Raw genomic sequence first — 26,438 nt, 5'->3', positions numbered from 1 at the left:
GCTCAGGCGTCCCGCGGCTCGACCAGCATCCGGCCGCGCATCTCCATATGGAGCGCGTGGCAGAACCACTGGCAGTAGAACCAGTGCACGCCCGGACGGTCGGCGGTGAAGGTGACCGAGGCGGTGGCTTGCGGCGCGATCTCCATCGCCACCCCGTGGTTCGAAATGGTCAGCCCGTGGGTCACGTCGTCGATATCGTCGAGATTGGTGACGTAGATCGTCACCTCGTCGCCCTGCCGCACGGTGAATTTCTCCATCGAGAAGGTCGGGGCTATGGACCACATGTAGATGCGCACCTTGTTGCCGTCGCGGATCGGCTCGGGGTGACCGTCCTCCAGCACCACGCCATCGGCCTCGGCCTGCTTGCGCGCCTCTTCCCACGTCGGATCGTTGCGGTCCCAGACATTCACCGGGTTAACGATATCCCGGCGCACGATGACGCAGTCATGCGGCTCGGCAAAGGTCGGGCCATCATGAACGACCGGCATGTCATCCTGCGTGATGTCCAGAAGCTGCTCGTTCTCAGGCTTGAGCGGTCCGACATTTATGAACCGATCCTTGGAGAACTTATTAAGCGAGATCAGCCACTTGCCATCTGCCTCTTTGGTCTCTCCCATCGAGGTGTGGTTGTGACCGGGCTGGTACATCACGTCGGTCTTGGTCACGATCGGATCCACGTCCTCGCCGGCATAGGCGCGCACGGCCTTCTCGATGTCCCATTTCACGATCTGGCTGTCGAGGAACAGCGTCGTATAGGCCATACCCTTGCCGTCGAAGGCGGTATGTAGCGGCCCAAGGCCCAGTTCCGGTTCCGCCACGATGCAGGAGCGTTCGTCGGCATTGTCGGTAAAAAGCGCATCGACCTTGGTCACGTCGATCACCGAGCAGGTCGGAGACAGCTTGCCATTGATGACCACGTGGCGCCCGTCCGGCGCGGTGTTGCAGCCATGCGGGCTGTTGGGGACTGGCACGTAGCGGGTATAGTTCTTGTTGCGTCCCTTGCGGCCGTCGATCACCTTCACGCCGCTGTACTCGGTGTAATCACCCGCCGCGATACCCTTCTCGATCTCCTTGATGTTAAAGATCACGCAATGGTCCATCTCGCTCTCGGTCATCTCGGCGAGGTTCATCCCCATTTCCGAGTTGTACGAGGTCGAGAAGGCATACTTGCCCTGATAATCGGCATCGCAGTTATCAAGGTTGCCCGACACCATCACCTGCCACGCGATTTCCATCGTGTCACCGTCGATGGCGGTAAAGATGTTCACGTATTCCTCGGGCTGATCGAGGATCGTGCCATCGTTGACGATCGGCATTTCATGCTCGCCATTGGCAAAGACATAGCCGGTACGCGGGTATTTCTGCGGGCGCAGCCCGTGAATATCACCGGTATTGGGGATCTCGATGATCTTGTCGCATTTCATCACGTCGCAACGCACCCGCGCCACGCGGGTGTTGGCCTTGTCGTTCATGAACAGGTAGCGACCGTCATAGGTCCCGTCGGTAAAGGACATGTGCGGGTGGTGCAGGTCGCCGTTATCATAGGTGACCTTGCCGCGCTTGGCGAGGAACGCCTTGGTTTCCTCGGTCAACCCCTCGGTCAGCACCTTGAGGCTTTCGTTGGTCTGGCCCCAGCCGGTAGCCGAGCAGCGGTTGAACACAGGCACGCGCATCAGCTCGCGCATGGACGGAAATCCGAGGATGCGCATCTCTCCGGTCTGGCCCGAAGACCAAAAGCCGTAATACTCGTCCAGCTCGCCAGGGGCGAGATTGACCTTGCCCGCCGCCTGCGCCATCGGCGCACTGGCGAACAGGCCCGCACCGCCGGTGGTGACCGCGAGCGCGCCGGTGGCGGTGGCCCCCAGCATGCCCCGCCGGCTCAGTTTCATCTGTGTTTTGTCGTCAGACATTAGTGGGTCTCCTTTCCCGCTGTCTTGGGGCTGACGAGGCGCTCCAGCGCACCTCCATCGGCCTCCTGCGCCGCGCGATCCTTCGCGCGGCGTTTCAGTTGCCGGATAATTACCGGGCATTTCGCGTCGGACTGGTAGAGCACCTGGCAGTGCAGGCAGTTGACGCATTCGTTGGGGTTGATCTCGCCCGTGGGGTGGATCGCCTGCACCGGGCATTCATGGGCGCAGGTCTGACACGGGCTGCCGCATTCGCGGTAGCGCTTGAGCCAGTCGAACATCCGCATCCGCGCCGGGATTGCCAGCGCCGCACCCAGCGGGCAGAGATAGCGGCAGTAGAACCGCTCGATGAACAGCCCGATCACCAAGAGCACCACCGCAAAGACCACGAAGGGCCAGTCGCGCACGAATTTGAGGATGATCGCGGTCTTGAAGGGCTCTACCTCGGCCAGTTTCTCGGCCATCGGCATCGAGGCGAGCGAGACGCCGAACAGACCGAGGAAGATCATGTACTTCACCGGCCAGAGCCGCTCATGCAGACCCCAGGGCAGCGTCCATTGCGGCACCTTCAGCAGCCGCGCGACCCGGTTGGTCAGCTCTTGCAGCGCGCCGAATGGGCATAGCCAGCCGCAATAGGCCCCCCGGCCCCAGAAAATCAGCGCCGCGGCCACCGCGAACCACTGGATGAACACCAGCGGGTCCATCAGGAACGCGTCCCAGGTAAACCCCTCGCGCAGCGATCCGGCCAGTGCCATCAGGTTCACGACCGACAGTTGTGCATTGGCATACCAGCCGAGGAACACCAGCGTGACGGTGAGGAACGACATGCGAAACCACAGGTAGGCGCGCGGGTGGGCGGTGATCTGCATCTGGAAGAAGAACGCACCGGTAAGCACCGTCAGCATCACCGCCAGCACCGCGATCTCGGGCGTCTTGTCGCGCCAGATGCGCTGCCACAGCGCAGCCTTGGCGGCGGCCTCTTCATCGGGGGCGTTGATTCGCGGCGCGGGGGCCAGCGGCGCGAGGTAGCGCTCGGGCAGGCGGTAGCCGAGGTCGAACGTGACGAAGGTCTTTTCCACCGCGCCCACGGCCCGCTGCACCAGCAGTTGCAGGCGCCACGGCTCTGCCGGGTCAAAGCCGCTGTCGGCGGGGATGCGGAATATGTCGAGCTCGGTGAAACTCGGCGCGCCATCCGCCGCGATCTCACCCAGCCGCCGGTGATCGCGGTCGAAGAACCGCACCGACCGGTCCCCCTGGATAAGCTGTATCCGGTCGAAGATGCCACCGCGCACATACCCCGACCCCTTGAAGGAATAGCGCCCGCGCCCGGCGACGAGCAGCGCGTGGTCGCCCTCGTTCAGCCAGCCTTGCAGGTTGGCGTATTCGTTCTCGCCCAGCAGGCTGCGCCCGATGGTGGGCACGCTGACCAAGGCGGCGCGCATGTCGATGAAGGTGGCCTCGTCCGGGCCCTTCTCGGGCCGTGCGACAGCACGGTCATCGCCGCTCTCGGCAAAGGCGCGGTTGACTTGCCCCACGTCCAGCGTCAGCCCCCGTACCGATCCGTCGCCGGCCAGCACCTGCCAGTCCTCGACCGTGCCCTCGCCGGACTTCAACTCGCGCGCGGGCCCCGCCCGCACCACCGGCGAGAGGCCCCCCAGCCCCAGAGCACGCGCCACCTTGAGCCCGCCGCGCACGAGGCTGTCGTCGATCACCATCACCGTGACCGTCGCCCCCGAGATGATGTCGAGATCGTGCGCCGTCCCGGATTCGGCAGCCTCGGCCTTGAGATCGAGCCCGGAATAGCCCTCGATCACGCGGCGCATCTTTGATTCGGGGATGCCGATAAGCACGATGGGCTCGGAATGCTCGACCAGCGCCGCACCGGTCACGACAGCATCATCGTCGATCGCGGCGACGACGTGGATTGGCTTGCCCGAATAGCCGGTAGTGCCTGCGAAATCCGATGTAAGGAAGGCCCACGCCACCGTCTCGCCGTTCCGCAATACCGGGGCGACGGGCACGTCTTCGCGCAGCGCGCCAAAGCCGTCGGCCCCATCGACCAACGTGGCGGGATCGAGATCAGGCAGAAAGCGGCCAAGCTGTGCCCCCTCCTGCGCCTGCGCCGCCATAGCGGACAGGGCAAGACCGAGGGCCAGGACAAGACGATAGAGGAGATGCGCGACCATGAGACCCCGGCGATCAGATTGCTTGGGCTCGAGCTATGTGATGAGGCTGAGGACCGCGTTGACCAAAGTCAAGGGTCGCACATCACAGCGGCGCGCGGGACAATTCAGAGGCTAATAGTGCGGCGGGCGTTCCGCGCCAAGCACGACGCTGCCCTCGCCCTCGCCCTCGCGGTTTGACTCGCGGCGCAGGAGCCAGGCCACCTGCGCGCGCAATTGCTCGACCTCGCGATCCTGCCGGGCGATGACGTCCGACAGGTCGTCCACCGCGCGGATAAGATGGGCCAGGCGTTCCTCGATCTCGCTCATGGCGCGGGCTTACGCGGCCCGCGCGCACCGGTCAACCTTGCCCCTGCGCGCCCCTTGGGCTAGACCCCGCCGCGAATTGCCCGCGAAGGATCGCTGACCGATGGCCAAGCCACGCAAGACCCCGCGCCCGAGGGCCGAAACGCCCAAGGGCTTCCGCGATTATTTCGGCGCCGAGGTGACCGAACGCGCAGACATGCTCAGCAAGATTGTCGGGGTCTATCACCGCTACGGCTTTGACGCGCTGGAATCGAGCGCGGTAGAGACGGTCGAGGCATTGGGCAAGTTCCTGCCTGACGTGGATCGGCCGGGCGGGGGGGTATTCGCCTGGCAGGACGAGGACGAGAAATGGCTGGCGCTGCGCTATGACCTGACCGCGCCGCTCGCCCGCGTCTATGCCCAGCACCGCAATGATTTACCGACACCTTACCGACGCTATGCAGTGGGCCCCGTCTGGCGCAACGAAAAGCCGGGACCGGGGCGATTCCGTCAGTTCTATCAATGCGACGCGGATACGGTAGGCACGGCGTCGATGGCCGCAGATGCGGAAATCTGCGCGATGCTGGCCGACACTCTGGAGGCCGTGGGAATCGAGCGCGGCGATTACGTGGTGCGGGTGAATAACCGCAAGGTTTTGAACGGGGTTTTGGAGGCGACCGGCGTCTCGGACCCCGAACAACAGGCCGCCGTGCTGCGCACCATCGACAAGTTCGACAAGGTGGGCGAGGCAGGCGTGCGCGAATTGCTGGGCAAGGGGCGACTGGATGCCTCGGGGGCCTATATCGATGGGGTTGGGCTGTCGGACGAACAGGCGGCCCCGGTGCTGACCTTTCTGACGTCCAAGGGCAGCGGTACCATCGAGACGCTCGCCAACTTGCGCGTGGCGGTTGGAACCTCGGAAATTGGCGGGCAAGGCGTTTCCGAACTCGAAGAGATCGCCACGCTGCTGGAAGCCCAAGGCTACGGCCCCGACCGCATCGTCATCGACCCCTCCGTCGTCCGTGGCCTCGGCTACTACACCGGCCCGGTCTTCGAGGCGGAGCTGACCTTTGAAATCCTTGACGAAAAGGGCCGCCCCCGGCAATTCGGCTCGGTCGCGGGCGGGGGGCGCTACGATGACCTCGTCAAGCGCTTCACCGGGCAGGCGGTGCCGGCGACGGGAGTCTCCATCGGGGTGGACCGCCTGCTTGCCGCGCTGCGGGAGAAGGGGCGCACGGGCGGCGAGGCGCAAGGCCCCGTGGTCGTCACCGTGATGGATCGCGACCGGATGGCGGATTATCAGGCGATGGTCGGAGACCTGCGCCGCGCGGGCATCCGCGCCGAGGTGTATCTCGGCAACCCCAAGAATTTCGGCAACCAGATGAAATACGCCGACCGGCGCGGCAGCCCGGTGGCGATCATCGCGGGCGAGGACGAATTCGCGCGCGATGTCGTGCAGATCAAGGACCTGATCCTCGGCGCCCAGATCGCCGAGAACGCGACCCTCGAAGAATGGAAGGAGCGGCCCAGCCAGATCGAGGTGCCGCGCGCGCAACTCGTTGAAAGTGTACGTGAAATCCTGTCGAGGCAAGGCTGATGCCAGAGCGCGCCGCGACCCTGGCCGAGGCCGCGCGCCTGCGCGAGCTGTTCGAGGCGGCGGGCGCGCAGCCGGTGGAAACCTCCGTTCTGCAACCCGCCGAGGTGCTGCTCGATCTCTATGGCGAGGATATCCGTGCGCGCGCCTACGTGACCTCCGACGCCCTGCGCGGCGAGCAGATGCTGCGCCCGGATTTCACCGTGCCGGTGGTGCAGATGCACATGGAGCATGGCGCTGAACCGGCGCGCTATACCTATTCCGGCGAAGTGTTTCGTCGGCAGGAAGAGGATGCGCGGCGGCCCAACGAATACGTTCAGGTGGGCTTTGAAATCTTCGAGCGTGACGCGCCGGAGGCCGCGGATGCCGAAGTTTTCTCAATGTTTTTCAATATCCTGCACCCCCTTCGCCTACGCGCGGCGACCGGCGATATCGGCATCCTGATGGCCGCCGTCGACGGGCTGCGCACGACCGACAGACGCAAGGCGGCGCTGCGGCGGCATATCTGGCGACCGCGCCGGTTTCGCGCGCTGATCGAGCGGTTCTCGGGTCGCGCGCCCGTGCCCGAGACGCGGGCGGCGCTTTTGTCTGCGCGAGACCCGATGGCCGGGGCAGGGCCACTGATCGGATTGCGCGGAGAAGACGAAATAATAATCCGGATCAATGCGTTACGTGAGGATGCACAGACCGCTCCGATCTCCGAAACCGAAGTTGACCTGCTGGACGCGATCCTCGCCGTGCGCGAAACCTCGCCCAACGCGCTGGAACGGCTGCGCGACATCGCGGTGGACATGGCCGCGATACAGGGCGCGGTGGACCGGCTGGCCCGGCGTCTCGAGGCACTGGATGGGCGTGGCATCGACATCGGGGCGCTCGATTTCGAGGCGAGCTACGGGCGCACGCAGATGGAATACTACGACGGCTTTGTCTTTGGTTTTCATGCAGAAAATCGCCCCGACCTGCCGCCCGTCGCGACCGGCGGGCGCTATGACGCGCTGACCCGGCACCTGGGGCAGGGGTGCGAGATACCGGCGGTGGGCGGGGTGATCCGCCCGGGGCTGGTGCTGGGTCTCGGGGGGGTGTCATGAGCCTCAAGCTGGGTGTGCCCTCCAAGGGGCGGCTGATGGACAAGACGGTGGAGTGGTTCGCACGCCACGGCATCGCGCTTGGCCGAAGCGGTTCGGATCGGGAATATGCCGGGTATGTCAAGGGGATAGACGGTGTTGAGCTGGTCCTTCTGTCGGCCGGGGAGATCCCGCGCGAGCTGGCCGCCGGGCGCATCCACCTGGGCGTGACGGGCACAGACCTGATCCGCGAAAAGCTCGGTCAGTGGGAGCAGCAGGTCGAAGAACTGGCGCCGCTCGGCTTTGGGCAGGCCGACCTGGTGATCGCCGTTCCAAACGCATGGGTCGATGTGAACACCCTTGACGACCTCGATGCCGCCGCTGCCGCATTCCGGCTAAGGCACGGATTTCGCTTGAGAATTGCTACGAAGTACCATCGGCTGGTGCGCGAATTCCTGCGCGAGGCAGGGGTGGCGGATTACCAGCTCGTCGATAGCCAGGGCGCGACCGAGGGCACGATCAAGAACGAAACCGCCGAGGCGATTGCCGACATCACCTCTTCGGGTGACACCCTGCGTGCCAACCATCTGAAAATACTGGAAGATGGGCTGATTCTGAAGTCACAGGCGACGCTCTGCCGCGCCCGCGCCGCGGCGCTGACGGATGATGAGCGCATGACGCTCGCAGAGTTGCGCGCGCGGCTCGCGCTCGATTGAACGGCACGAAAACGGGCGGCCCCGTAAGGAGCCGCCCGCGCACGAACCTACAGGTTCAGGCTCAGAACCGAAAGGTTGCCCGCACCTGAGCGGTCGTTGCGTCAACGTCGGTGCTGGCGGTGCCAAAATTATCGAACTGGTGATAGAGCACCTCGCCGCCGACCGAGATGTTCTCGGTGACGAGATGTTCGTAGCCGCCGCCGATGAACCAACCATCATCGTCGCCGATATTGTCGGTATCAGCCCAGGCATAGCCGCCGGTTCCATAGGCGAGGCCCCGCCCGATCTTGTAGCCACCGCGCACCTTGGCGCGAGCCATCTTCTCGACGCTGGCAGTGGTGCCCGAGAGGCCAATGTCGGCGAAATCATAGTCGAGGCCACCGCCCACAACCCAGTCGCCGAGGTCATAGTCGTAGCCCGCGACCAGGCCGCCGATGAGGTCGTCGCCATCCACGCCGGCGGTATCGGTATCAACCCAGGCCCAGCCAAGCTGACCCCCGCCGTAAAATCCGGTCCAGTTGGGGGTGAGCGGAGCGGCGGGCGCCGGGGCCGGAGCCTCGACCACCGGTTCGGGGGTGGGCTCGGTCACGTTGCCTGCCAACGCGGGCACTGCAGTGAGGGTTGCCACTGTCGCGATTGCGGTTGTCGTCTTGAACATGGTGCATCCTTTCCTTGTCATCTAGTCGTGACCGGAGGCGCGCGGCCCCCTGCCCGGCGGTCTTCATCCCGACCGTCTTGGCGCATATCGTCGCCATCCTGAAAGTGGACAAGGGGTACGCGACACGATCCGGTTCACGAGCCGGTGATGGGTAATTTTTCGCTTAAATTTCAGAGTCCTTGGGCGAATTTCCGCGCGTCGGTGTTGCCTGTGGGCAACGGCACCGGGTCATGTACGCCCGACCGCTTGAACGCCGCACCGGGCGGGCAAGGGCGACGGTCAGAAGCGAAAGGTCGCCCGCACCTGCAGTGTCGTAAAGTCGATGTCGTTGCCGGTGCCGTTGAAGCTGTCGAACTGGTGGTATAGCACCTCGCCGCCGACCGAGAACCGGTCACTGACCATGTATTCGTAGCCACCGCCGATAAACCAGCCATCATCGTCGCCGAGGTTGCTGGTATCGGCATTGGCCCAGCCCGCCGCGCCGTAGATCAGGCCGCGGTCGATCTTGGGGCCGCCACGGACCTTGAGGCGAAACACCTCTTCGAGATCGGTTCCGGGGGCGACATTGGCATTGGCGAAATCGTAGTCGAGCGCGCCGCCCAGCACCCAATTGCCGAAATCACGGTCATAGCCCAGCGTGACACCACCCATGAAACTTTCGTCGCTGCTGGTGAGGTCGGAATCGGCAAAGCCGTAGCCAAGCTGCCCGCCGACATAGAAGCCGGTCCAGTCCACCGACCCGCCGATCGCGGTGCCCTGCGAGGAGAGGATCGAGCCGCGGCCCGTCGCCGGGGCGTTGGCCCCGGCGTCAAAGCTCAGGTCGGGCTGCGTCCCGAAGACCGGGGGCGGGGCCGCGGTATCGGTGCCTTGGGCCAATGCCGGGGCGGCAGCGAGGGGAAGCGCGGTGGTGGCAGCGACGAACGCGAGAGTGGTGGAGCGCATGATCCTGTCCTTTCCGTTTCCTTGTCTCTGAAAGGATGGGGACAGGGGGGCGGAGCCGCAATGAACGTTGCGGTCGCGCGTCGTCAAGTGACGGTGAGCGACGCGAGAGGTGCTCAGATCACGCCGATATCCGCGAGCGCGCTCGAAAGCTCCGGCGGCAGGCTGTCGTCGCTTTCGCGAGAGCGCGATAGATCGGGGGGCGTGTCGCCGGGCGGCAGATAACGCCAGCCTTGGAACGGGCGCTTGCGCGCGGTGGCGGTGCGGATGATCTCTGGCTCGAGCACGATGGCGCAGCGGCGGATACCGTCGCTGCCGATCACCTCGTCAAGCCGCAGGATGCGCTGGCGGCATTGCACGAGCCCCTGAATGACCCAGTAGATCGAACCACCGTCGAGCAATTCCTCGGCACGACGGGGCCACATGCGGGTGACATGCCGGGGGAGGCCGTCCGGCCCCTTGGCACGGGCCGAGCCCTGCCATGCGACAAGATCCTCGACCGAAGAGGTGCCAACGCTCAGCTTGATCAGATTTAGTGCCACGCGAATCCCCTTTTGCACGACATATCGTAGCGCCTTGGTCGCCGGGAGCAAGGGATGGTGGCACAATCGCTGCCGGTCGCGAAACATCCCGCCAAGAGAAGCCCCCATCGAGCGCACATGGGCAAGAACGCTCCGATGCCCCGTGTCGCTTTCTGCAAAAGCGTTTCGCAAAGCTGCACGCGGTGCGCGCGGCGCTTCCGCATCATGGCAGGCAGAAGGAGACACGCCATGACAGCCATGACCAAGCCCCGCAGCCGCTTGGGCGGGCGCGCCGCCCGGAGGAGCAGCCGCAGCGCGCCCAAGTTCGACATGCTGCCCGGCCTCACCCGTGCCCTGCCCACCTGCGAGGTCATGGACCCCGACCAGATCGCGCGGATCGACGCGGCGTCAATGGATATCCTCGAGAACGTGGGCGTGGTGTTTCGTGACGAGATCGCCCTTGCGGATTGGCGGCGCGCAGGCGCCAAGGTGGTGGGCGAGCGCGTCCATCTCGACCGTGGCCTCGTGCGCGACCTGATCGCGACGATCCCGGCGGATTTCACCTATCACGCCCGCGATCCGGAAAAGAACGTGCGCCTCGGCGGGCCGCATTCGATCTTCGTGCCGATGACCGGCGCGCCCTACTTGCGCGATCTCGATGACGTGCGGCGCAACCCCACGCTCGCCGACCTAGCGATGTTTCACAAGCTGAGCCACATGATGCCCGCGCTGCATTCCAGCGCGCATCACATAGTGGAACCCTACGACCACCCGATCAGCCAGCGGCACCTGCGCATCACGTATTCGTCGATGAAACACTCGGACAAGACCTTCATGGGCATGACGACGAGCCCGAAGAACGCCGAGGACGTGATGGAGATGTGCGCCATCCTCTTTGGCGAGGCGTTCATGGAGGAGCACCCGGTCACCACCGGCAATTGCAACGGCAACTCGCCGCTGGTCTGGGACGAGACGATGCTGGGCGCGATGCGCGCGTTTTGCCGACGCAACCAGCCGGTGCTGTGCTCTCCCTTCGTGCTGGGCGGCGCCAACACGCCCGCCTCCGTCCCCGCCACCGTCGCGCAGCTCAACGCCGAGGCGCTCTCGGCGCTGGCCTATACCCAGGTGATCCGCCGCGGCTGTCCGGCGATCTATGGCCACTACCTCTCGACCGTCAGCATGAAATCCGGCGCGCCGATGGCCGGCACACCCGAGATCAGCCTGATAAATTTCATGATCGGCCAGATGGCGCGGTTCTACGGCGTGCCGTGGCGCACGTCGAACACGCTCGGGGGCGCCAAGACCTTCGATGCGCAGGCAGGCTATGAGAGTGCCACGACGCTGTCGGCGGTGATCCATGCCGGGGCCAACTATATCTGGCATTCGGCGGGCTGGAACGAGGCGGGGATGCACTGTTCCGTTGCCAAGTTCGTGGTGGATGCCGAGCAATGCGCGATGGCGCATCGCATGGCCTCGGGTCCGCAATGGGGCGATTTCGAGCAGGCGCTCGCTGCGATCCCCGACGTGGGGCCGGGTGGGCATTACCTCGGCCACCCGCACACGCAGGAGAATTTCCAGACCGCGTTCTTCATGCCGGACCTGTTCGACAACAACCCGATCGGGCAATGGCTGGCGGATGGATCAAAAGAGATCACCGAGCGCGCGCTGGCCCATGCGCGTCGCCTGCTAGACGCCTACGAGGAACCAAGGCTCGACGAGGGCGTGAACGAGGCGCTGCTCGACTATATCGCGCGGCGCGAACGCGAGATCCCGGCGGCCGACGCGCTCAACCAGGACTTCTGAGACATCCTCCCTGACCTGGCCCGCCCTTCACGGCGGGCCTTTTTCCATGGCTTCATCTTGCCCCAAATATCCCGGGGGAGTCGCCCGCAAGGGCGACGGGGGCAGCGCCCCCGCTCACTCGTCGCCTGCGCGCCATTCCTTCCAGCGCAGCACCGCGTTGGCCCCGATCTCGCGAAAGGGCTGCGGTGGCAGGCGTTTCGGCTCCGCTTGGTCGGTGAAATGGCGGGTGATGGCGCTCGTGGTGTCGCAGGCCAGTTCCGCCGCGCCCATCCCCGTCAGCGTGCCGCGCGCGGTGCCGAGGCCGTTCTGCACGCAGGCCGAATAAAGCCCCGGCTCGATCTCGCGCATGACCGACACGCCGTTCAGGCTCAGGCACAGGTGCCCGGCCCAGGCGTGTTCCATGCGCATCCCGGCAAGCTGCGGGAAACGCTGGTCAAACTTGCGCTGCATCACGCGGGCGGCGCGGGCCATGTCTGCCTCGGTCGCACGCATCCCGGGGCGCAGCACTGCGCAAGTTCGGGTAACGATGCGGTTGCCGCCCTGTGCGGTGTCGATCCGGCGCATGGTGGTGCCCATCGGATCGGAGGGGGTGACGCCCCATCGGGGGCGTCCGCCGAGGCGCCCCAGGGTGTCGGCGTCGAGGTCGGGCGTCATGGTGGCAAATAGAAACACCTGCATAAGCCGCCCGCGCGCGATGCCGAAGCTTTCCAGGTGGCCGTTCACCGTCAGGATCACCTTGCCCGCGCTCAGCCGCCCCTTGGGCGTCTCCACCCGCCACGTATCGCCCTGCCGGGTAAAGCCGGTGACGGGGCTCTGCTCATGGATCGCCACGCCCTCGCGCCGCAGCCCGGCGGCGAGCCCACGCACGTAACCGGCGGGCTGGAGCATGACCGTGCCGGGGGTGTAGAGGCCCGAGCGGTAATGCGGGCTGCCGGTCAATTCGCGCATCGCCTGCGCGTCGAGCATCTCGGAGGCTTCATTCAGGCTCGCGAGGTGGCGGGCGTAGCTTTCGTTATGGGCATGGGCGGCGGCGCTTGCCGCGCCGTTGACCTTGCCGGAGGGGTCGAAGAACGCGGGGTCGATGCCGTACTCTTCTACCGCCGCGCGCCCGAACTCCTGCGCCATGCGGTTGAGCGCGATCATGGTGCGATCATCGCCCGTCCCGGCGTAGTCCTCGCTGGTCAACTCGTGCGGCAGGTCGATCATGAAGCCAGAATTGCGGCCCGCCGCGCCCTCGGCCACGCGCCCCGCCTCCAGCAGGGCAATGCGCGCGTCGGGGACAAGCTGCGTCAGCCGCCGCGCCGCCGACAGCCCGGCGAACCCCGCGCCGATCACGGCGATATCGGCGGAAGCGTCACCGTCAAGTGGATGCGCGGCCGCCTGCGCGGGCAGGATCGCGTTCCATGCCGCGGGGCCGAGGTGGCTCGGGGTGGTTGTGGCGCGGTAACCGCTCAATCCACCGCCTCGTCCGCGTCGTCGGCCAGGTCGAGCCAGATGGTCTTGAGCTGGGTATACTGGTCATGGGCGTGCAGCCCGTTGTCGCGCCCGCCGAAGCCCGACTGCTTGTACCCACCAAACGGCGTGGAGATATCGCCCTCGCCGAAGCTGTTGACCGTGACCGTGCCCGCCCGCAGCATCCGCGCACCGCGCAGCGCGCGCTTGGCATTGGCGGTGAAGAGCGAAGCACAGAGGCCATAGTCGGTGTCGTTGGCCACCGCGATGGCCTCGTCGAAGCCGTTTACCTCGATCACGCTCAGGATGGGGCCGAAGATTTCCTCGCGCGCCAGCGGGTGGTCGTTGCCGGGCAGCGCCACGACCGTCGGTTCGACGAAACCTTTTTCGGCCTTGCCGCCGAAAACGATATTCTCCGCCTGATCGAGATGGCCGCAGACCTTGGTGAAATGCGCCTCGCTCACCAGCGCGCCCACGCGGGTTTCGGGATCGAGCGGGTCGCCCACCACCCATTCGCGGGCGTGGGCCTCGATGCGCGACAGCAGCGCCTCCTTGACGTCGCGATGCACGATGAGGCGCGAGGTGGCGGAACAGTTCTCGCCCATGTTCCAGAACGCGCCCTGCACGATATGGGCGGCGACGCGGTCGAGGTTCTCGGCGTCGTCCATGACGATGGCGGGGTTCTTGCCGCCCATCTCGAGGACGATTTCCTTGGCGTTCGACTCAGCCGAATAGCCCAGGAACCGTTTGCCGGTGACGGTAGAGCCGGTGAAGCTGACCATGTCCACGTCCATGTGGCGGCCCAGCGGCTCGCCCACCTCCGGCCCGCTGCCGGGCAGCACATTGAGCACGCCGCGCGGCAGCCCTGCCTCATGCGCCAGTTCGGCCACGCGCAGGGCGGTGAGCGAAGTCTCCTCGGCCGGTTTCACGATCACCGAACAGCCCGCCGCCAGCGCCGGGCCGATTTTCCACGCGAGCATCAGGAGCGGGAAATTCCACGGCAGGACGAGGCCCACCACGCCGATGGGCTCGCGCAGGATCATGGCGATGTGATCGTCCGAGGCGGGGGCGACCTGATCGTAGATCTTGTCGATCGCCTCGGCGTGCCATTTCAGGCAATGGATGGTCTCGGGCACATCCACCGTCTCGCAATCAAAGATCGTCTTGCCCGAATCGAGGCTTTCCATCACCGCGAGTTCCCGCGCGTTGCGGGTCATCAGTTTGGCGAGGCGGATCAGCACCTCCTTGCGCGCGGACGGGTGCAGCCGCGACCAGCGGCCATCGTCAAACGCCTCGCGCGCCTTCACCACCGCGAAATCAACATCGTCGGCACCGCAGGCGGCGATTTCGGCCAGCGTCTCGCCGGTGGCGGGGTTCAGCGTGGCAAACGTCTTGCCCGTGGTCGCCGGGCGGTAGCCGCCGTCGATGAACGCGCCGGTGGGCAGGTCGAGCGTCGCGGCAATGGCCGCATATTCGTCGCGTGTCAGTAGGCCCATGTCTCAGCCCTCCGCCGTAATGGTTGCGATGGTGGTTTTCAGAACGCGCACCACCTGTTCCAATGCGCGCTTGTCGTCCTTGTTCAGCCCCTTGAGGGGCGGGCGCACGGCACCGGCGTCGATGCCGGTCATGGTCACGCCGTGCTTGATCGTCTGGATGAACTTGCCGCCCTGCTCCAGCACCCGCATCAGCGGCAGCATCGCCGACATGATGCGCCGCCCCTTGGCGAAGTCACCCTCGACCACGCAGGCGTTGTAGAGCGCGATATGCTCGACGGGCAGGAAGTTGGACCCGCCACAAACCCAGAAGGGCGCGCCCCAGGCGAAGAATTCCAAGGCTTGGTCGTCCATGCCACAACCCATCTGGATGTGCGGATAGTCGCGGGCCAGCAGGTGAACGCGGTTGATATCGCCCGAGCTTTCCTTGATGCCGCAGAAATTGCGGCTGCGACCGACCCGGTCGAGAAACTCCTCGCCCATCATCGTGCCGGTGCGACCGGGGTAATTGTAGAGCATCACCGGCAGGCCCGCCGCGCGGTCGATGGCGAGCGCGTTGAGCGCATTTTCCCGATCCGTGGGCACGGCATAGGGGGGCGAGGCCAGCAGGATCGCATCGGCGCCGATCTCGCGGGCGGCCTCGGCCAAGGCGATGGAGTCAGCGGTCAGCATCGCGCCGATGCCCACCACCAGCGGCACGCGGCCCTTGATCATATCATGGGTCAGCCGGGCAAGTTCCACCCGCTCGGCCACGGTCTGGGCATAGTTCTCGCCGGTAGAACCGCCGGTGATGAGGCCGTGCACGCCGCTGCCGATCAGGTGCTCGATCACCTGCCCGAGGGCTGCGCGATTCACCGTGCCGTCAGGGTGATAGGGAGTGATGACGGGAGTATAGATGCCGTCGAAGCGGAAGATCGGGGTCATGGCGGTCCTCATGCGGGGCTGGAGCGGGTGAGACGCCCCATCGGCACGTCGATGGCGGCAGGCATCACGAAACGTTCGATCTGGTGGCGCGAGAGGTTCCAGTGATCCTCGGCCAGCCCAGCCGCCGCGACCTCGTCACGGTCGGCGATGGCGTCGATGATGGCGTCGTGCTGGCGGCTGGCCTCGGCCACGTTGCCGACCATGTCGGCGGTATCGGCGCGGTAGAAGGTCATGGAAATGCGCGCGTGGTCGATCAGCAGGCGGTGGAAGGACGGCAGCAGGTAGATGTTGCCCGCCATCTCGCCGGTGATTTCGTGAAAGCGGTTGTTGGCCAGCGTGCGGTCGGGGGTGGAGCCGGCGCGCAGCGCGGCGCGAAACGTCTCTTGCGCGGCGCGCAGGGCGGCGATCTGCATGTCGGTGGCGTTCTGCGCTGCGAGCCGCAGGATCGCGCCATAGATCATCGGTGCGGCGAGGAAGAAATCGCGCAGCGTGGTGTGCGACAGGTCCGACACCCGCGGGCCGCGATTGTCGCGCAGGTCGACATAGCCCAGCCCTGCCAATTCGCGGAACACCTCGCGCACGGGGGTGCGCGACAGGTCGAACTCGGCGCAGATAGCGGCCTCGTCGAGATCGGCACCGGGGCGCAGCGCGGTGGTGAGAATCGCGTGTTTGAGATGCGTCGAAAGCGCGGTCTTGCGGTCCCTGGCGGCCATTCCTGGGCCTCCTTCATGGTGAATTATCGCTTGCCTTCTATATAATACAAACTGTATACGCAATGGATAAATTCTGACTCGCGTTAGTTTGCTACCGATCAGGATGCCGCCCGCCGATGGACCCGCCATGAAGAAGCCGCAGCACTTCGTCTTTGTCCTCGTCGAGGACTTTTCGCACCTCGCGTTTGCCTGCGCGGTCGAGCCGTTGCGCATCGCCAACCTGCTGAGCGGCGAGACGCTCTATCGCTGGTCCTTCGCCTCCGAGGACGGGCAGAGCGCGACCTGCTCCAACCGGTCGGTGACGCTGGTGCATCACGGGCTCGACAAGCTGCCCGTGTGCGACCGGCTGTTCATCCTGTCGGGGATCAACATGCGACAGCACGTCACCCGCCCGTTGCTGAACATGCTGCGGCGCGAGGCGCGGCACGGCACGCCCATCGGGGCGCTGTGTTCGGGGGCGTGGGTGCTGGCCGAGGACGGGTTTCTCAACGGGATGAAGGCGGCGATCCACTGGGAATTTCATGACAGCTTCATGGAGCGGTTTCCCGAGGTGAACCTCGTTCGCAACGTGTTCGTCGCCGACGAGCGGCATCTCACCGCCTCTGGCGGGACGGCAACGGCGGACCTGATGTTGCACCTGATCGAGCGCGACCACGGCCATGACCTGTCGATGGCGGTGGCCGACCAGATGGTCTATAGCGCGGCGCGTGAGGCGACGGCGGCACAGCGCGTGTCACTGCAATCGCGCAACGGTATTCGCAATGCACATCTCACCCGTGCCATCGAACGGATGCGCGAGACGATCGAGGAGCCGATGAGCCCTGCGCAGATCGCCGCGGAGATCGGCATTTCAACGCGTCAGTTGGAGCGGCTGTTCGGGAAGTTTCTCAATACCTCGCCCAAGAAGTACTTCATGGATCTGCGGCTCGATCGCGCGCGGAACCTGCTCATCCAGACCGAGGCGCCGGTGATCGATATCGCGCTCGCGTGTGGATTCGAAAGCTCGGGCCATTTCTCGCGGGTCTACCGAGCCGCCTATGGCGTGGCGCCAACGCAGCAGCGCGGGCGGCTGACGTAAGATGCCCTGAAACCGGGCGGGCGCTGTCGGGTCGGGCGGTAATTTACATACAGTCATGATTGTTTGTTGCCAAAGTGGCTCACCTGTGCTGTGCTCGGGCCAAGGGGTACGTGATGATGGGACAGCACGACAACACCGAGGCCGAGGACACCGGGACGCCACGCCGCCGGACGCAGGATGAGCGCTCTGCCGCCACCATAGAGAAGCTGTGCAACGCCACCATCTCGCTCATCGCCGAAGTGGGCTATGCCAACCTCACCACGACGATGATCGCGCGGCGTGCGGAAATATCGCGCGGGGCGATCCTGCACCATTTCGACACGCGGGCCGACCTCGTGAAGCGGGCGACCGGCGGGATGTGGGCCTCGGTGGTGGAGGCCGCAGCCGCGATTCGGGCCGATCATCGCGCCGGGGGGCTGACGGCGGAAGAATTCATCGAACGCTCCTGGACCGGGTTGATGACGGATACCTACGTGTCGGTCACCATCGACATGATGACTGCCTCGCGCGGTGATGCGGACCTGCGCCAGCATGTCGAAGGATGGATGCGGCGCATGTTCTCCAGCTATCGCCGCACCGCGCGCGAGGTGTTCGGCGATTCCGGGCTGACCCCGGAGGAGGCCGAGACGCTGATGCTGGTGGTGACATCTTCGCTGCGCGGGCTGCGCGTGGGGCAGATGATCGAGCCCGACCCGGCAAGGGCGCGGGCGGCGCTGGCGCTGCTGGCCGAGGTGATCCGCACACGCGTAAGCACGGGATTCAGCCCATGAGCCCCCTGCTCGAAGCGCGCGGCATGAGCCGCAGCTTTGGCGGCGTGAAGGCCGTGCGCGACATGTCGCTCGACGTGGAACGGGGCACGATTACCGGCCTCATCGGCCCCAACGGCGCGGGGAAATCGACCCTGTTCAACCTGCTGAGCGGCGTCATCCGCGCGGATGCGGGCGAGGTGCGCCTGAAGGGGCAGGACATCACCCGGCTGGCCCCGTGGCGGCGGGCGCGGCTGGGCCTGATCCGCACGTTCCAACTTGCCCGCGAGTTTCAGCGCATGACCGTGCTGGAAAACCTGATGCTGGCACCGCAGGCGCAGCTTGGCGAGCGGTTCTGGCCGATCTTCCTGCGCCCCGGCGCAGTGCGCGCGCAGGAGGCGGAGGTGTATCGCCGCGCCTGCGAGGTGATGGAAATCGCCACGCTGACGCATCTGCGCGACGATTATGCCGGCGACCTGTCCGGCGGGCAGAAGAAGCTGCTGGAACTCGCCCGAACGCTGATGATCGACTGCGACCTGATCCTGCTCGACGAGCCGGGAGCGGGGGTGAACCCGGCGCTGATGAACACGCTGACCGAGATGATCCGTCGGCTCAACCGCGAGCACGGAAAGACCTTTCTCATCGTCGAGCATGACATGGACATGATCGCGCAGCTTTGCGACCCGGTGGTGGTGATGACGCAGGGCAGCCTGCTGACCAAGGGCAGTTTCGACGAGTTGCGCCGCCACCCAGAGGTGATCGAGGCCTATCTCGGGAGGGTCGCCGATGCCTGAAACGGTGCTTGCAGCAGAGAGCCTGACGTCAGGCTATGGCAAGGCGGTGATCTGCCAGGACGTGTCGCTCGCACTGGCCGAAGGCGAGATCACCTGCGTGATCGGGCCGAACGGCGCGGGGAAATCGACCCTGCTCAAGACCATTGCCGGAGTGGTGCGCCCCATGTCGGGAAACGTTCGGATCGCCGGGCGCGAGATCGCCGGGCTTCCTGCGCCGCGCATCGCGCGATCCGGTATGGCCTATGTGCCGCAAGAGGCCAACGTCTTCCGCCAACTCACCACGCACGAGAACCTGACCATGGGTGCATGGGCCGATCCGGGCCGGGCCGAGGTCGCCTGCGCGCGGGTCTACGGGATGTTCCCGGATCTAGAGCCGCTGCGCCGGGTGCGCGCGGGCAATCTGTCAGGCGGGCAGCGGCAGATGGTGGCCTTTGGCATGGCGATGATGCTGGAGCCGCGGGTGCTGTTGCTCGACGAGCCGTCGGCGGGGCTGTCGCCGCTGATGGTGCGGCATATGTTCGACATCGTGCGCCGCGTCAACGCCGACGGTGTGGCAATCCTGATGGTGGAACAGAACGCCATCGAGGGGCTGCGAGTCGCGCATCGCGGGATCGTGATGGCAGCGGGGCGCGTCGCGCTTGAAGGGACGGCCGGGGCGCTGCTGGACTCGAGCGAAGTATCGGAACTCTACCTGGGGACGCGGGCATGAGCCTTCAGATGATCGTCAACGCGCTGGTCAACGCCGCCCTCATCGCGCCGCCGGCGATGGCCTTTTCGCTGCTGTTCGGGATCCTGCGCTTTCCAAATTTCGCGATCGGTGGCTACATCACGGTCGGGGCCTTTGCCGCCTTCACGCTCAACGTCCCGCTGGGCCTGCCCTTGCCGCTGGCGGCGGCGGGGGCGATGGCGGTGACCGCGCTGGTGGTCTGGGGTGCACATGTGCTGGTGTTCCGCCCGATGGAGGGACAGTCTGCGATCACGCTTCTGGTGGTGTCGATCGCGGTGACGCTGATCCTCGAGAACGTGGTCCGGCTGTTTTATTCGGCGGATGTGCGCGGCTTTGACATCCCGCTGCAACGCCCGTGGAAGGTATTCGGCGCGCACATCACCCCCGAACAGGTAGAGATCATCGGCTGGAGCCTTGCCATCGGTGTCATGCTGCATCTGCTGCTGGCGCATACCCGCATCGGTCGGGCAATGCGGGCGGTGGCCGACAACCCGATGCTGGCGGCGATCCGGGGGGTGAACGCAGGCCGCGTCACGGCCTTTACCACCGCCATCTGCGGGGCGCTGTTCGGGCTGACGGGGGTGTTTGCCGGGCTCGATCTGGTGATCGAGCCGCTGGTGGGCTGGAACCTCACGATCCCAATTTTCGCCGCTGCGATCCTCGGCGGCATCGGCTCGCCCTATGGCGCGATCCTGGGCGCGGTGCTGGTCGGGCTGGCGGAGGAGGCCACGATCCTCGTGCTGCCCTCGACCTACAAGATCGCGGTGGGCTTCGTCATCATCGCGGTGCTGCTGCTGGTGCGCCCGCAGGGGCTGTTCGGGACGGCGGAGATCAAGAAATGAGCGCGTATCTCGTCTCCATGGGCACCTATGCGGGGTTCTTCATGATCCTCGCGCTGGCGCTCAACCTGCAATGGGGCATCACCGGGATGGTCAATTTCGGCATTGCCGGGTTCTACGCGCTGGGGGCCTATACCTCGGGTCTGCTGGCGGTGAAGCTGGGCGTGCCGGTGGGCCTCGCGATTCCGGCGGCCTGTCTTGCGGGGCTGGGTATGGGGGCGGTGGTGGCGCTGTTGTCGGTGCGATTGCGCGAGGATTTCCTCGCCATCGTAACGCTGGGCGTGGGCGAGGTGATCCGGTTGATCGTGCTCAACGAGGATCAGATCACCGAAGGCCCGCGCGGATTGCGGATCGAGGCGCGACCTTTCGGCGAAATCATCGGCCCCGACCTTTACCCGCTCTTTTATCTCGGCCTCGTCGCGGCCTGCGTGCTGCTGACTTATGCGGTCTGCGAGGCGATCAGGCGCGCGCCGATGGGCCGCACGCTGCGCGCGATCCGCGAGGATGACGTGGTGGCCGAGGTGCTGGGCAAGAACGTGCTGTTGCACCGGGTGCAGATCTTTGCGGTGGGCGGGTTCTTCATGGGCCTCGCCGGGGCGCTTTATGCCCATTACGTGCAGAATATCAGCCCCGAGGTGTTCATGCCCGTGGTGGCGATGTTCATCTGGATGTCCGTGATCGTCGGCGGTGCGGGCAACAATCGCGGCATATTGCTCGGTGCGGGGGCGGTGATGGTGTTCCTGGAGGGAACCCGCTTCGTCGGCGATTTCACCGATGCGCTCGACGCCGAAAAGATGTCGGCGCTGCGGATCATCGCCATCGGGCTCCTGCTCATCGTGACGCTACGGCTGCGCCCGCGCGGATTGCTGCCGGAACGGAAATTCAAGGCCCCTTCCGACTGAAGCGCCCGACAGAAGGCGCCCTTCCTCAAACCAACAAGGAGATTGACATGACAAGCGAATGGACAAGACGAACCTTGCTCGCCAGCGGCGTGGCCGCGCTTGCGACGCCGTCGATCCTGCGCGCGCAGGAGGGCGATATCGCCATCGGATCGCTGACGCCCAACACCGGCGGCGGCGGCCCGTTCGGCCCCAACATCACCGCCTCGCACAAGCGGGTGGCCGAAGCAGTGAACGCCGCAGGCGGCGTTCTCGGCCGGCAGATCCGGCTCTACCAGGAGAACTCGGAGACCAACCCGGAAACAGCGGTGCGCGCCGCGGACAAGCTCATCAACGTCAACGGAGTGCTGGGGATCATCGGTACATGGTCATCCTCGGTGACGCTGGGGATCATGCCCAAGTGCCAGAGCGCGGGGGTGATCCAGATGTGCACCTCGTCAAGCTCTGACATCCCGGTGGCCGACGAGAAGGGGCTTGTGTTCAACTTTCAGCCGCTGTCGCCGATCTGGGGCCGCGCCATCGCCGACCTGGTGCTGAGCCGTGGCATCGAGAGTTATGCGCTGATGGCGCTCAACAACGACTTCACGCGCTCGATGATGGACGGCTTCATCGAGAAGGTGGGGCAGGACGCGATCGTGCAGGAGCCGTTCTACTACAATGCCGGGCAATCCTCCTATCGCTCGGAGGTGACGCAGCTGATCGAAAAATCGCCGGAGGCGGTGTTCATTCCGTCCTACGTCACCGATTTTACCGCCGTTTATAAAGAGCTTTACCGGCAGGGATACGAGGGCGTCGTCATCACCACCTCGCTGTCCACGGGAACGCAGTTCAAGGACACCGTGGGCGCGGCGGGCAACGGGGTGATTCACGGCTTCCCGGTCCCGGCGCTTTCCTCACCTGCCTACAAGCAATATCTGGATGAGGTGGGGCTGGAGGATACCGGCTCGGTGCAGCACCCGTTCGGCACCGCTGGGCGCGACCAGATGTCGGCGCTTTTGCTGGCCATCGAGAAGGCCGGCACGACCGACAGCGCCGCCGTGGCGCAGGCCATCTGGGACGTGACCACCGGCGAGGGCAAGACCACCGTTTACAACGTCGCCGACGGGCTGGAGGCGCTGCGCGCGGGCGAGGAGATCAACTATTCGGGTGCGTCAGGCAGCCTCGAATTCAACGAGGAGGGCATGGTGCTGGGGCGCGATTTCCAGCTCTCGGAAATCCGGGACGGGCAGGACGTGGTCCTGCAACGTCTCGAATTCTGAAACCCAACGGGAGGGGGCCACGGCCCCCTCTCACAGCCAGAACGGAGGTAACATGGCCCGTGTCAGAGATGTCGGGATCGACGAGGTTCCCGAGGAGGTCCGGCCCGTTTACGAGCGTTACGCGCGCGAATACGGCCCGTTTCTCAACCAGGTGAAGGTGTTTGCCCACCGCCCCCCGGCGGTCAAGCACATCATGGGGCTGTTGCTGGAGCTGCATGACGAGGCGGTGCTGCCCAAGCGCTACCTGGAAATCGCGCTGGTGACCGTCTCGACCATCAACGCGTGCGAGTATTGCATCGGCCACCACGCGCCGCGCGCCGTATCGCACGGGCTGAGCGCGGCGGCGGTGGAGGATATTCTTGTCGACAGCCCCGAGGGGTTCGATGCGGTCGATATCCTCGTGCGCGACTATGCCGTGCAGGTGACCAGCAATTTCAACTACATGAAGGACGCGATTTTCGACGAACTGAAGCGCCACTTCACCGAGGAACAGATCGTGGAGCTGACGTTGCGCATCGCGCTGTGCGGTTTCTTCAACCGGGTCAACGATTCGCTCCAGATCGAAACGGAGGACGGCGTCGAGCAGATGCTCGCCTGAACGGCGACGGCAACAGGGAGGACCGCGATGACCGAGCGGCTGAACGACGGGCTCTGGGCCTGGAAGCAGAGCGAGAACAACAACCGCATGATCGACCTGCAACGCGATGCACCCGCCGGGGGGCCGGTGCGGCTGGCGTATTTCGGCGGCTCGGCCTTTCGCATTACCGCGCCCTCGGGGCTTACGCTGATGGTCGACCCGTGGCGCAACCCGCCCTGGGGCACGTGGAACTGGTACCTGTGCGAGTTTCCCGAAATCGAGGTCGATATCGGCCTCTCGACACACGCCCATTTCGATCATGACTGTCTGCACCGCCTGCACGCGAGCACGCTTCTCGACCGGCTCATCGGGCGCTATGAATTCGCCGACGTGGCGATCACCGGCATTGCCGACAAGCACGTGTCGGACACCTCGCACGCGGATGTGGACTGGGCCGGGCTCACCCGCAAGCTCACCCCGATGGAGACGCTGCCGCCTGATAACTGGCGCTCGTTCGACAATACGCTACTGCTGATCGAGACGGGGGGTTTGCGCATCCTGCACTGGGGCGACAACCGCCCTGATCCTCCGCCCGAGGTCTGGGACCGGCTGGGCCATGTCGATGTGGCGCTTCTGCCCATCGACGGCTCGCAGCACGTGCTGGGGTACGAGCAGATCGAGACGCTGCGCGAGCGCCTGCAGCCCAAGGTGATCGTGCCGCACCATTACTTCATCTGGAACGTCACGCATCGCGCCTCGACGCTCGGACCGCCGGGCGAATGGATAGCACGGCAGGGCAACGCGATCTGGACCGACGATGCCGAGATCACGCTCGAAACCGATTGGGTGATGCAGCAAACCGATCTGGCGCTGTGTTTCGGCGACCGGGTGAGCTTTGACCCGCCCGATCCGGCGCGCGCGAGCGACCGGCATGACGGCGCCTGACCGCGCTGCGGGTCTCAGATGTCGTGATAGTCGCGATACCATTCGACAAACCGGCGCACACCCTCGCGAAACGGTGTCTGGGGCCGGTAACCGGTGAGGGTTTGCAACAGCGTCGCGTCGGCCCATGTGGTGGGCACGTCGCCTGTCTGCATGGGCATGTAGTTGCGGATCGCCGCGCGCCCGGTTTCTGCCTCGATGGCGTCGATGAAATCCAGCAGGCGCACCGTGTCGGAATTGCCGATATTGACCACGCGGAAGGGCGCGGCGGGACTGAGGCTATCGCCCTCCACCGCCGTCTCGGGGCCGCCGGGCACGACATCGACAAGCAGCCGTATGGCGCGCACGAGATCGTCGACATAGGTGAAATCGCGCCACATCTCGCCATTGTTGTAGATGTCGATGGGCGTGCCCTCGAGAATGCCCTTGGTGAACTTGAACAGCGCCATGTCGGGACGGCCCCAGGGGCCATAAACGGTGAAGAATCGAAACATCGTGACCGGCAGCCCGTGGATATGCGCCCAGGCATGGCCCATCGATTCGTTCGCCTTCTTGGTGGCGGCGTAGATGGTGAGTTGCGTGTCGGCCTTCTGCCGCTCGTCAAAGGGCATGTCCTCGTTGGCGCCATAGACCGAGGAGGTCGAGGCCATCAGAAGGTGCTGCACCCGGGCGGCGTGCGCGGCCTCCATCACGTTGAGCGTGCCGACGACATTGGCATCAACATAGGCACGCGGGTTTTCAAGGCTGTAGCGCACCCCCGCCTGGGCGGCGAGATGCACGATGACATCGGGAGCAAAGGCCGAGACCGCCGCGCAGAGCGCGGCCTCGTCCTCGAGCATCGCCTCGGTGGCGGTAAAGCCGGGGGCCTGGTGCAGCATCGCGTGGCGACGCTGTTTCAGGCGGACATCGTAGTAATCCGTCATCCCGTCGAAGCCGGCCACCTGGTGCCCCTCGGCCAGAAGCAGGCGCGCGAGGTGAAACCCGATGAACCCGGCGGTGCCGGTGACGAAGACGCGCATCAGCGCCCCACCCCCTCATACCGCTCGAACCCGGCGCGGCGGGCATCCCGCGCGGAATAGATGTTGCGAAAGTCGGCCATGCGGGGCGTGGCCATCTTCTTTGCCAGCTTTTTCAGGTCGAGCGCGCGGAACTCGTTCCACTCGGTGAGGATCACCAGCAGATCGGCGTTGTTGGCGGCCTTGTAGGGATCTTCCAACCAGACCACCCCGGGCAGCAGCGCCTCGCCCTCGCGGCGGCCCTGTGGATCGACCACGCGGACCTTGGCCCCACCACCCACCAGTGCGGGCACGATGGTCAGGCTGGGCGCGTCGCGCATATCGTCGGTGTTGGGCTTGAAGGTCACGCCCAGCACGGCGACCACCTTGCCGTTGAAGCTGTCATCGACGAGGTCGCGCAGCTTCTCGATCATCCGCGCCTTGACGCCCGCGTTGACGCGGATCACCGTCTCGACGATGGTTTGCGGCACCGCGTGCTCCTGCCCGATGCGCGCGAGCGCCGTGGTGTCCTTGGGGAAGCACGATCCGCCATAGCCGGGGCCCGCGTGCAGGAACTTGTTGCCGATGCGCCCGTCGAGGCCCATGCCTCTCGCCACTTCCTTGACATCCGCGCCCACCCGCTCGCACAGCGCGGCGATCTCGTTGACGAAGCTGACCTTGGTGGCGAGGAAGGCGTTGGCCGCGTACTTGATCATCTCGGCCGATTCCAGATCGGTGTAGACGATGGGAAACTCGCGCAGGAACAAGGGGCGGTAGACATCAGCCATCACCTCCTGCGCGCGGCTCGATTGCACGCCCACCACCACGCGGTCGGGCTTCATGAAATCCTCGATCGCCGCACCCTCGCGCAGGAACTCGGGGTTCGACGCCACGTCGAACTCGGCCTTCGGGTTGGCCTTGGCCACCGCCTGCTTGACCTTGCGGTTGGTACCCACGGGAACGGTCGATTTCGTGACGATCACGGCATAACCGGTCAGTGCGCGGGCCACCTCTTCGGCGGCGGACATGACGTAGGTAAGATCGGCGTGCCCGTCGCCGCGCCGCGTGGGCGTGCCCACGGCGATGAAGACCGCGTCGGCCCCGTCCACCGCCGCCGCGAGGTCGGTGGTGAAGGAGAGCCGCCCCGCCTCGACATTCCTGGCCATCAGCGCGTCGAGCCCCGGCTCGTAGATCGGCACCTCGCCGCGCTCGAGCATAGCGATCTTTTCGGGCTGCTTGTCCACGCAGATCACGTCATGCCCGAAATCCGAAAAACACACCCCGGAGACGAGCCCGACATAGCCCGTGCCGATCATCGCGATTCTCACAA

At 65.4% G+C, this 26,438-nt stretch carries 25 protein-coding genes; 13 read left to right on the top strand and 12 right to left on the bottom strand.

Annotated elements, in window-relative coordinates; genetic code table 11:
* Positions 1 to 2: 2 nt before the first annotated feature.
* The 3 genes from nosZ to AC13D8_RS07465 all read right to left on the bottom strand — a co-directional run bounded on the left by nosZ (position 3) and on the right by AC13D8_RS07465 (position 4,399).
* Positions 3 to 1,910, bottom strand: a complete 1,908-nt coding sequence (nosZ, locus tag AC13D8_RS07475) for a TAT-dependent nitrous-oxide reductase (RefSeq protein ID WP_482968333.1) — start codon at positions 1,908 to 1,910, stop codon at positions 3 to 5.
* Entirely contained in the window at positions 1,910 to 4,093 is a 2,184-nt protein-coding gene (locus tag AC13D8_RS07470; RefSeq protein WP_482968332.1) for a 4Fe-4S binding protein, read from the bottom strand. Before AC13D8_RS07470 ends, nosZ begins: the two co-directional genes overlap by 1 nt.
* Positions 4,094 to 4,204: 111 nt before the next feature.
* Entirely contained in the window at positions 4,205 to 4,399 is a 195-nt protein-coding gene (locus tag AC13D8_RS07465; protein WP_482968331.1) for a SlyX family protein, read from the bottom strand.
* 100 nt (positions 4,400 to 4,499) lie between these two features.
* Between AC13D8_RS07465 and hisS the strand changes: the two genes are divergently transcribed.
* From hisS to hisG, 3 genes are read left to right on the top strand one after another with little or no spacing between them, the layout of a single operon-like run.
* Entirely contained in the window at positions 4,500 to 5,972 is a 1,473-nt protein-coding gene (hisS, locus tag AC13D8_RS07460) for a histidine--tRNA ligase (protein ID WP_482968330.1), read from the top strand.
* Positions 5,972 to 7,057, top strand: coding sequence for an ATP phosphoribosyltransferase regulatory subunit (locus AC13D8_RS07455; protein WP_482968329.1), 1,086 nt, complete (start codon positions 5,972 to 5,974; stop codon positions 7,055 to 7,057). The genes hisS and AC13D8_RS07455 overlap by 1 nt, the downstream gene beginning before the upstream one ends.
* Positions 7,054 to 7,749 (top strand): ATP phosphoribosyltransferase, encoded by a 696-nt coding sequence (hisG, locus tag AC13D8_RS07450; protein WP_482968328.1) that lies wholly within the window; start codon positions 7,054 to 7,056, stop codon positions 7,747 to 7,749. The genes AC13D8_RS07455 and hisG overlap by 4 nt, the downstream gene beginning before the upstream one ends.
* 61 nt (positions 7,750 to 7,810) lie before the next feature.
* Here hisG and AC13D8_RS07445 read toward each other — a convergent pair whose 3' ends face one another.
* The 3 genes from AC13D8_RS07445 to AC13D8_RS07435 all read right to left on the bottom strand — a co-directional run bounded on the left by AC13D8_RS07445 (position 7,811) and on the right by AC13D8_RS07435 (position 9,888).
* Positions 7,811 to 8,407, bottom strand: a complete 597-nt coding sequence (locus tag AC13D8_RS07445; RefSeq protein WP_482968327.1) for an outer membrane protein — start codon at positions 8,405 to 8,407, stop codon at positions 7,811 to 7,813.
* 279 nt (positions 8,408 to 8,686) lie between these two features.
* Positions 8,687 to 9,349 (bottom strand): outer membrane protein, encoded by a 663-nt coding sequence (locus AC13D8_RS07440; protein WP_482968326.1) that lies wholly within the window; start codon positions 9,347 to 9,349, stop codon positions 8,687 to 8,689.
* 113 nt (positions 9,350 to 9,462) lie between these two features.
* On the bottom strand, positions 9,463 to 9,888 hold the full coding sequence (locus tag AC13D8_RS07435) for a DUF1489 family protein (protein WP_240611590.1): 426 nt from the start codon (positions 9,886 to 9,888) through the stop codon (positions 9,463 to 9,465).
* 228 nt (positions 9,889 to 10,116) lie between these two features.
* Between AC13D8_RS07435 and AC13D8_RS07430 the strand changes: the two genes are divergently transcribed.
* Positions 10,117 to 11,670: a trimethylamine methyltransferase family protein gene (locus AC13D8_RS07430; RefSeq protein WP_482968325.1), complete on the top strand. Its 1,554-nt coding sequence runs from the start codon at positions 10,117 to 10,119 to the stop codon at positions 11,668 to 11,670.
* 114 nt (positions 11,671 to 11,784) lie between these two features.
* On the opposite strand, the gene AC13D8_RS07425 is transcribed toward AC13D8_RS07430, so the two are convergent.
* From AC13D8_RS07425 to AC13D8_RS07410, 4 genes are read right to left on the bottom strand one after another with little or no spacing between them, the layout of a single operon-like run.
* A complete protein-coding gene (locus tag AC13D8_RS07425) occupies positions 11,785 to 13,125 on the bottom strand; it encodes an NAD(P)/FAD-dependent oxidoreductase (RefSeq protein ID WP_482968324.1) in 1,341 nt (446 codons plus the stop codon).
* Complete coding sequence (locus AC13D8_RS07420) at positions 13,122 to 14,618, bottom strand: aldehyde dehydrogenase (RefSeq protein WP_482968323.1); 1,497 nt, start codon at positions 14,616 to 14,618, stop codon at positions 13,122 to 13,124. The genes AC13D8_RS07425 and AC13D8_RS07420 overlap by 4 nt, the downstream gene beginning before the upstream one ends.
* Before the next feature lie 3 nt (positions 14,619 to 14,621).
* A complete protein-coding gene (locus tag AC13D8_RS07415) occupies positions 14,622 to 15,539 on the bottom strand; it encodes a dihydrodipicolinate synthase family protein (protein ID WP_482968322.1) in 918 nt (305 codons plus the stop codon).
* A gap of 8 nt (positions 15,540 to 15,547) precedes the next feature.
* Positions 15,548 to 16,252 carry a GntR family transcriptional regulator gene (locus tag AC13D8_RS07410; protein WP_482968321.1) on the bottom strand — a complete coding sequence of 235 codons (705 nt, stop codon included), beginning with the start codon at positions 16,250 to 16,252 and terminating at the stop codon, positions 15,548 to 15,550.
* 127 nt (positions 16,253 to 16,379) lie between these two features.
* Between AC13D8_RS07410 and AC13D8_RS07405 the strand changes: the two genes are divergently transcribed.
* The 9 genes from AC13D8_RS07405 to AC13D8_RS07365 all read left to right on the top strand — a co-directional run bounded on the left by AC13D8_RS07405 (position 16,380) and on the right by AC13D8_RS07365 (position 24,116).
* Positions 16,380 to 17,330: a GlxA family transcriptional regulator gene (locus tag AC13D8_RS07405; protein ID WP_482968320.1), complete on the top strand. Its 951-nt coding sequence runs from the start codon at positions 16,380 to 16,382 to the stop codon at positions 17,328 to 17,330.
* Between the two features lie 116 nt (positions 17,331 to 17,446).
* Positions 17,447 to 18,100, top strand: a complete 654-nt coding sequence (locus AC13D8_RS07400; RefSeq protein ID WP_482968319.1) for a TetR/AcrR family transcriptional regulator — start codon at positions 17,447 to 17,449, stop codon at positions 18,098 to 18,100.
* Positions 18,097 to 18,870, top strand: a complete 774-nt coding sequence (locus tag AC13D8_RS07395) for an ABC transporter ATP-binding protein (RefSeq protein ID WP_482968318.1) — start codon at positions 18,097 to 18,099, stop codon at positions 18,868 to 18,870. Before AC13D8_RS07400 ends, AC13D8_RS07395 begins: the two co-directional genes overlap by 4 nt.
* A complete protein-coding gene (locus tag AC13D8_RS07390; RefSeq protein ID WP_482968317.1) occupies positions 18,863 to 19,579 on the top strand; it encodes an ABC transporter ATP-binding protein in 717 nt (238 codons plus the stop codon). The genes AC13D8_RS07395 and AC13D8_RS07390 overlap by 8 nt, the downstream gene beginning before the upstream one ends.
* Entirely contained in the window at positions 19,576 to 20,439 is an 864-nt protein-coding gene (locus tag AC13D8_RS07385; RefSeq protein ID WP_129431323.1) for a branched-chain amino acid ABC transporter permease, read from the top strand. Before AC13D8_RS07390 ends, AC13D8_RS07385 begins: the two co-directional genes overlap by 4 nt.
* Positions 20,436 to 21,338 carry a branched-chain amino acid ABC transporter permease gene (locus AC13D8_RS07380; protein ID WP_129431322.1) on the top strand — a complete coding sequence of 301 codons (903 nt, stop codon included), beginning with the start codon at positions 20,436 to 20,438 and terminating at the stop codon, positions 21,336 to 21,338. Before AC13D8_RS07385 ends, AC13D8_RS07380 begins: the two co-directional genes overlap by 4 nt.
* 47 nt (positions 21,339 to 21,385) lie before the next feature.
* Complete coding sequence (locus AC13D8_RS07375) at positions 21,386 to 22,594, top strand: ABC transporter substrate-binding protein (RefSeq protein WP_482968316.1); 1,209 nt, start codon at positions 21,386 to 21,388, stop codon at positions 22,592 to 22,594.
* 52 nt (positions 22,595 to 22,646) lie between these two features.
* Entirely contained in the window at positions 22,647 to 23,192 is a 546-nt protein-coding gene (locus tag AC13D8_RS07370) for a carboxymuconolactone decarboxylase family protein (RefSeq protein ID WP_104018166.1), read from the top strand.
* Between the two features lie 27 nt (positions 23,193 to 23,219).
* Complete coding sequence (locus AC13D8_RS07365; RefSeq protein WP_482968315.1) at positions 23,220 to 24,116, top strand: MBL fold metallo-hydrolase; 897 nt, start codon at positions 23,220 to 23,222, stop codon at positions 24,114 to 24,116.
* 14 nt (positions 24,117 to 24,130) lie between these two features.
* Here the strand turns inward: AC13D8_RS07365 and AC13D8_RS07360 are convergent, their stop codons facing one another.
* Both AC13D8_RS07360 and AC13D8_RS07355 read right to left on the bottom strand, forming a co-directional pair.
* On the bottom strand, positions 24,131 to 25,135 hold the full coding sequence (locus tag AC13D8_RS07360) for an NAD-dependent epimerase/dehydratase family protein (protein WP_482968356.1): 1,005 nt from the start codon (positions 25,133 to 25,135) through the stop codon (positions 24,131 to 24,133).
* Positions 25,132 to 26,436: a UDP-glucose dehydrogenase family protein gene (locus AC13D8_RS07355; RefSeq protein ID WP_482968314.1), complete on the bottom strand. Its 1,305-nt coding sequence runs from the start codon at positions 26,434 to 26,436 to the stop codon at positions 25,132 to 25,134. The genes AC13D8_RS07360 and AC13D8_RS07355 overlap by 4 nt, the downstream gene beginning before the upstream one ends.
* Positions 26,437 to 26,438: the final 2 nt, after the last annotated feature.

The sequence above is a fragment of the Roseovarius sp. B-10 genome (assembly GCF_056859295.1).
Note: the sequence above shows the minus strand (reverse complement) of the source record. Positions and strands in the feature narration are given on the sequence as shown.

What these genes read in the sequence shown, in the direction of transcription:
- nosZ (WP_482968333.1), bottom strand. Translation starts at nt 1,910, where the DNA reads ATGTCTGACGACAAAACACAGATGAAACTGAGCCGGCGGGGCATGCTG.
- AC13D8_RS07470 (WP_482968332.1), bottom strand. Translation starts at nt 4,093, where the DNA reads ATGGTCGCGCATCTCCTCTATCGTCTTGTCCTGGCCCTCGGTCTTGCC.
- AC13D8_RS07465 (WP_482968331.1), bottom strand. Translation starts at nt 4,399, where the DNA reads ATGAGCGAGATCGAGGAACGCCTGGCCCATCTTATCCGCGCGGTGGAC.
- hisS (WP_482968330.1), top strand. Translation starts at nt 4,500, where the DNA reads ATGGCCAAGCCACGCAAGACCCCGCGCCCGAGGGCCGAAACGCCCAAG.
- AC13D8_RS07455 (WP_482968329.1), top strand. Translation starts at nt 5,972, where the DNA reads ATGCCAGAGCGCGCCGCGACCCTGGCCGAGGCCGCGCGCCTGCGCGAG.
- hisG (WP_482968328.1), top strand. Translation starts at nt 7,054, where the DNA reads ATGAGCCTCAAGCTGGGTGTGCCCTCCAAGGGGCGGCTGATGGACAAG.
- AC13D8_RS07445 (WP_482968327.1), bottom strand. Translation starts at nt 8,407, where the DNA reads ATGTTCAAGACGACAACCGCAATCGCGACAGTGGCAACCCTCACTGCA.
- AC13D8_RS07440 (WP_482968326.1), bottom strand. Translation starts at nt 9,349, where the DNA reads ATGCGCTCCACCACTCTCGCGTTCGTCGCTGCCACCACCGCGCTTCCC.
- AC13D8_RS07430 (WP_482968325.1), top strand. Translation starts at nt 10,117, where the DNA reads ATGACAGCCATGACCAAGCCCCGCAGCCGCTTGGGCGGGCGCGCCGCC.
- AC13D8_RS07420 (WP_482968323.1), bottom strand. Translation starts at nt 14,618, where the DNA reads ATGGGCCTACTGACACGCGACGAATATGCGGCCATTGCCGCGACGCTC.
- AC13D8_RS07415 (WP_482968322.1), bottom strand. Translation starts at nt 15,539, where the DNA reads ATGACCCCGATCTTCCGCTTCGACGGCATCTATACTCCCGTCATCACT.
- AC13D8_RS07410 (WP_482968321.1), bottom strand. Translation starts at nt 16,252, where the DNA reads ATGGCCGCCAGGGACCGCAAGACCGCGCTTTCGACGCATCTCAAACAC.
- AC13D8_RS07405 (WP_482968320.1), top strand. Translation starts at nt 16,380, where the DNA reads ATGAAGAAGCCGCAGCACTTCGTCTTTGTCCTCGTCGAGGACTTTTCG.
- AC13D8_RS07400 (WP_482968319.1), top strand. Translation starts at nt 17,447, where the DNA reads ATGGGACAGCACGACAACACCGAGGCCGAGGACACCGGGACGCCACGC.
- AC13D8_RS07395 (WP_482968318.1), top strand. Translation starts at nt 18,097, where the DNA reads ATGAGCCCCCTGCTCGAAGCGCGCGGCATGAGCCGCAGCTTTGGCGGC.
- AC13D8_RS07390 (WP_482968317.1), top strand. Translation starts at nt 18,863, where the DNA reads ATGCCTGAAACGGTGCTTGCAGCAGAGAGCCTGACGTCAGGCTATGGC.
- AC13D8_RS07385 (WP_129431323.1), top strand. Translation starts at nt 19,576, where the DNA reads ATGAGCCTTCAGATGATCGTCAACGCGCTGGTCAACGCCGCCCTCATC.
- AC13D8_RS07380 (WP_129431322.1), top strand. Translation starts at nt 20,436, where the DNA reads ATGAGCGCGTATCTCGTCTCCATGGGCACCTATGCGGGGTTCTTCATG.
- AC13D8_RS07375 (WP_482968316.1), top strand. Translation starts at nt 21,386, where the DNA reads ATGACAAGCGAATGGACAAGACGAACCTTGCTCGCCAGCGGCGTGGCC.
- AC13D8_RS07370 (WP_104018166.1), top strand. Translation starts at nt 22,647, where the DNA reads ATGGCCCGTGTCAGAGATGTCGGGATCGACGAGGTTCCCGAGGAGGTC.
- AC13D8_RS07365 (WP_482968315.1), top strand. Translation starts at nt 23,220, where the DNA reads ATGACCGAGCGGCTGAACGACGGGCTCTGGGCCTGGAAGCAGAGCGAG.